General features: G+C 27.8%; 5 protein-coding genes and 1 pseudogene. 2 read left to right on the top strand and 4 right to left on the bottom strand.

The window, feature by feature from the left end; translation table 11 throughout:
* Window positions 1–224: hypothetical protein (locus ACERKK_RS11665; protein WP_373773251.1), on the bottom strand; the 224-nt coding region annotated here is incomplete at its 3' end.
* 197 nt (window positions 225–421) lie between these two features.
* On the opposite strand from ACERKK_RS11665, the gene ACERKK_RS11660 reads away from it, so the two are divergent.
* Both ACERKK_RS11660 and ACERKK_RS11655 read left to right on the top strand, forming a co-directional pair.
* Complete coding sequence (locus tag ACERKK_RS11660; protein WP_373773250.1) at window positions 422–886, top strand: hypothetical protein; 465 nt, start codon at window positions 422–424, stop codon at window positions 884–886.
* A gap of 141 nt (window positions 887–1027) precedes the next feature.
* Window positions 1028–1879 (top strand): YitT family protein, encoded by an 852-nt coding sequence (locus ACERKK_RS11655; RefSeq protein WP_373773249.1) that lies wholly within the window; start codon window positions 1028–1030, stop codon window positions 1877–1879.
* A 16-nt stretch (window positions 1880–1895) separates the two neighbouring features.
* Here the strand turns inward: ACERKK_RS11655 and ACERKK_RS11650 are convergent, their stop codons facing one another.
* From ACERKK_RS11650 to ACERKK_RS11640, 3 genes and pseudogenes are all read right to left on the bottom strand, one after another.
* Window positions 1896–2375 (bottom strand): N-acetyltransferase family protein, encoded by a 480-nt coding sequence (locus ACERKK_RS11650; RefSeq protein ID WP_373773248.1) that lies wholly within the window; start codon window positions 2373–2375, stop codon window positions 1896–1898.
* Window positions 2376–2398: 23 nt separating this feature from the next.
* On the bottom strand, window positions 2399–3604 hold the full coding sequence (gene sstT, locus ACERKK_RS11645; RefSeq protein WP_373773247.1) for a serine/threonine transporter SstT: 1206 nt from the start codon (window positions 3602–3604) through the stop codon (window positions 2399–2401).
* A 186-nt stretch (window positions 3605–3790) separates the two neighbouring features.
* Window positions 3791–4241, bottom strand: a pseudogene (locus ACERKK_RS11640) (molecular chaperone HtpG); the annotation flags it as partial.

Here is a 4241-nt window from a genome sequence, read left to right as displayed (position 1 = left end):
GCACTTCTACTAAGCACTTGAATATCACCAATTCTTTCTTTAAAAAAGTTAGTAATTTGGTTTGCTTTTGAATCTCTTGTTGAAGTTAGCATAGAATAATTTTGTTCTAATAAGCTTTCTTTTGCTTTACTAACAGAGAATGTAGCTAAAATTACTGTTAATAATGATAAAGAAGCAACTAGTAAAATTATTACCTTTGCTTTTATGGTCATATTTTTGAACATGGTTTTCCTTTTTTTGTGTGTATAGTATTATAATTAAATTATAATAAATTAACTCATACTTTTATAAAAAATTGTATAAAAAATGTTATTTATAATGTATAAAATTACTTTTATGACTATATTTTATACATAACAAATTTTATTTATTCTTTTAATAAGTTTTGATACAATTGCAAAATATTTTAAATAGGATTATTATGCATATAAAAGAACACTTTACTAGAAAAAAGATTATTGATAATTTAGCAAGATATGAGTTGTTTTATCAAGTAGCACTTGGAAGTTTACTAAAAAGTGATTCAAATAAAATGTCTAATGATATTGAGTTTCAACTAGCTCTTGGTTCTATTTATGAGTTATTAAAAGATATACAAGATTTCGAAGATTTTGATGAAATTTATGAAACAGAATTAAGCAAACAAAGCGCAATGGATGCAGTTCAAAACTTTGTAAATGAAAATCTTGAAGCTGTAAAAAATAGCGAGATAAAAGTTGAAGAGATAATTAATGATATTAATGATAATAAATTTTTTAATCAAACAATGATTGATATTTGTAATGATAACTTACAAAGCCAACTACAAAAATGGGAACATATAATAACACCCCAGTTAGCACTTGCTATTATGCAATCATTAGAAGAATTAGAAAAACAACAATAAGAATATATTAAATTTATGAAACAATTAGAAAAATCAATACTAAACACTATTCAAAAACTACAAAATCAAGAGAACCAACAACAAGAAAGCCTATAAAAGTTTACTTCAAAAATATAAAAAACTTTTAAACTAAGGTAAATTATGACAAAAATATTTTCAAAAAAAGAACTAAAAAATAATCTATTTATACTACTTGGTACATTATGTATTTCATTAGCTGTTGTGCTATTTTTTCTACCTAATAACATTACAACTGGTGGAACACCTGGTATGGCGATTTTACTACATCATGTAAGTGGTTTTTCAATTGGTGCAATGGTTATTGCTATTAATATTCCTTTACTTATTTGGGGAGGAAAATATTTAGGTAGACTTTTTGCAATAAGAACAATTCTTGCAATTATTTTAATCTCATTTTTTATCGACTTTTTCTCAAAGTTTTTAGAGCTAGAAGCACTTACAAATAATATTTTATTATCATCTGTTTTTGGAGGAATTATAATAGGGTTTGGTGTAGGTTTAATCATAAAAGGAAATGCAAGTGCAGGAGGTTCTACAATTGTAGCAAGAATTGTAGCATCAAACTCACATATTAAACCTGCTCAAGTTATACTTTTTATTGATCTTTTCATCATACTTTGTTCTATTTATGTATTTAAAGATATCGAAAAAGCATTATGGAGTATTATGAGTATTTATATGACTTCAAAGGCAATTGATATTGTATTAACAGGACCTTTAAGTACTAAAGTTATTCATATAGCTTCAAATAAAGCTGAACTTTTAAGTGAAAAAATATCTGAAAGTTTAGCAGAAGAAGGGACGATTATAAAAGGTTCAGGACTTTTAAAAGAGCAAGATAAAACACTAATTTTAATAGTTTTAGATGTTAAAAAATTAGCTCAACTTAGAAATATTATAAATGAAAATGACCCAGAAGCATTTATGATTGTAATGGAAGCATCTGAAATGCTAGGAAGAGGATATAAGTAAAGAAGAAAGGCTTAGCCTAACTTCTTGCAAAATCAACTAAAGAATCACCCTCTAATCTATATCCTATCCACTCATCTTGAGATACAGCACCTAAACTTTCATAGAAATCTCTTGATGGAGTATTCCAATCTAAACAAGACCATTCAAATCTTCCGCAATTAGAATCTAATGCTTTATTTGCAAGATACTTAAGCATCTTTTTTCCTGCACCTATTCCTCTTTTTGATTCTGTAATATATAAATCTTCAAGATAAATACCATTTTTCCCAAGCCAAGTTGAGTAGTTGTAAAAATAAACAGCATAACCAATAGCAATACCATCTTGCTCACAAATAAGAGCTTTTACAGTTGAGTCTTTCCCAAAAATAGCCTCTTTTGTTTCCTCAACATTTGTTTTTACTTCATGCTCTGCTTTTTCATAAACAGCAAGTTCGATTATAAAATCTAAAATTGTTTGTGTATCTGATGCGATTGCATCTCTAATTGTTATTTGCATTTTTGTTTTCCTATTTTAAAGTTTTATTTCAAATCACAAGCTGCTGTAAAAATTACATCAGTAGATGAGTTTAAAGCTGTTTCTAGTGAATCTTGAATAACTCCAATAATAAACCCAATTGCAACTACTTGCATTGCAATATCATTTGATATTCCAAATAAACTACAAGCTAAAGGAATTAATAATAATGAACCACCAGCAACACCAGAAGCTCCACAAGCTGCAAGTGCTGATATAACACTTAGTAATAATGCAGTTGCAATATCTACTTCAATACCTAAAGTATTAACCGTCGCAAGTGTTAATACAGTAATTGTAACAGCAGCTCCTGCCATATTAGTTGTAGCTCCTAGGGGAATTGATACAGAATATGTATCTTCATGAAGTCCTAGTTTTTTACAAAGGTTCATATTAACAGGGATATTTGCAGCAGATGATCTTGTAAAAAATGCAGTTATGGCACTCTCTTTAATACAAGTAAATATTAAAGGAAAAGGATTCTTTTTTGTTTTTAAAAATACAATTATAGGATTAGTCACAAAAGCTATAAAAAGCATAGTTCCAACTAGTACACCTAATAACTTACTATAAGAAAGTAATGCATCAATTCCTGTTTGAGCAAAAGTTCCTGCAACAAGACCAAAAATACCAAAAGGTGCTAATCTAATTATAAATGCTACAATTTTTGTAATTCCAGTTGATACATCATGAAAAAGATTTTTTGTTTCAGTAGAGCTATAGTGCATTGCAATTCCAATTGCAATTGCCCAAACTAAAATACCAATAAAATTTCCAGTAACCAAAGCATTTACAGGGTTATCTACCATCTTAAATAAAACATCTTTTAATACATCAATTACAGAATCAGGAGGAATTAAATCAGAACTGACCGCTTCTAATAATACTAATTTAACAGGAAATATAAAACTAAAAATTACAGCTGTTAAAGCAGCTAAAAAAGTTCCAAATAAGTATAAAGTTATAATAGGTTTAATATTTGTTTCTACACCAATTTGTTTTGTAGCAATTGAAGTTGCAACTAAAACAAATACTAAAATTGGAGCAATAGCTTTTAATGCACCTACAAAAAGTGTTCCTAATATTGAAATAGACATAGCTAATTCTTTGGAAATAAGTGCAACTATAACACCAAGAACAATACCTATGAAAATTTGAACAATTAAATTTCCATTTAAAAACTTTGAGAATAATGTAGAATTATCTTTCATATTTTTCCTATTATATTTAAATTACATTTTAATCGATGATTTTATCCAAATAAAGATAAAAGAGATTAATTATATAAAAGTTACAATAGAGTTTCTTTATTTAATCTTTTAGTTACAGTTAGTAATATTGAAGTTAAGATTAAAACAACGCCATTTTCAAAATGACGTTGCTTTATAGTTTTTATACTAAAGAGCTTTAGCAGTAATTCTGTTTAATCTTTGTGCAAAAGAAACAGCATCAGTAATTTCCATACCTTCGCTTAATTTTGCTTGGTCTAATAATACCCATGCAACATCTGAAATTAAATCTTCATCTGATGAACCGTTTAATTTAGTAACGATTACGTGATCTGGATTAATTTCTAAGATTGGAGCAGTTTCAGGCATTTCTTGTCCCATTGCTCTCATCATTTGCATCATTTGAGCCATTTGTGCATCACCTGTATCTTTAACAACACAAGATGGTGATTCTGATAATCTAGTTGTAACTCTTACATCTGTTACGCTTTCACCTAAAATATCTTTGATTTTTTTAGTAATATCTTCGAATTTTGTTTCTACTTCTTTTTTCTCTTCTTCTGATTGCTCAACTTTTGGAGCTTCACAAGATGTAATATCTTTAAATTCCCACTCTTGG

It is taken from the genome of Poseidonibacter sp., from assembly GCF_041821165.1.
GTDB lineage: Bacteria > Campylobacterota > Campylobacteria > Campylobacterales > Arcobacteraceae > Poseidonibacter.
The sequence above is the reverse complement of the archived record's forward strand: the minus strand, read 5'-3'. Positions and strand labels throughout refer to the sequence as shown.

Excerpts from the sequence above, each read along its gene's own strand:
- ACERKK_RS11660 (WP_373773250.1), top strand. The coding sequence starts at position 422 with ATGCATATAAAAGAACACTTTACTAGAAAAAAGATTATTGATAATTTA.
- ACERKK_RS11655 (WP_373773249.1), top strand. The coding sequence starts at position 1,028 with ATGACAAAAATATTTTCAAAAAAAGAACTAAAAAATAATCTATTTATA.
- ACERKK_RS11650 (WP_373773248.1), bottom strand. The coding sequence starts at position 2,375 with ATGCAAATAACAATTAGAGATGCAATCGCATCAGATACACAAACAATT.
- sstT (WP_373773247.1), bottom strand. The coding sequence starts at position 3,604 with ATGAAAGATAATTCTACATTATTCTCAAAGTTTTTAAATGGAAATTTA.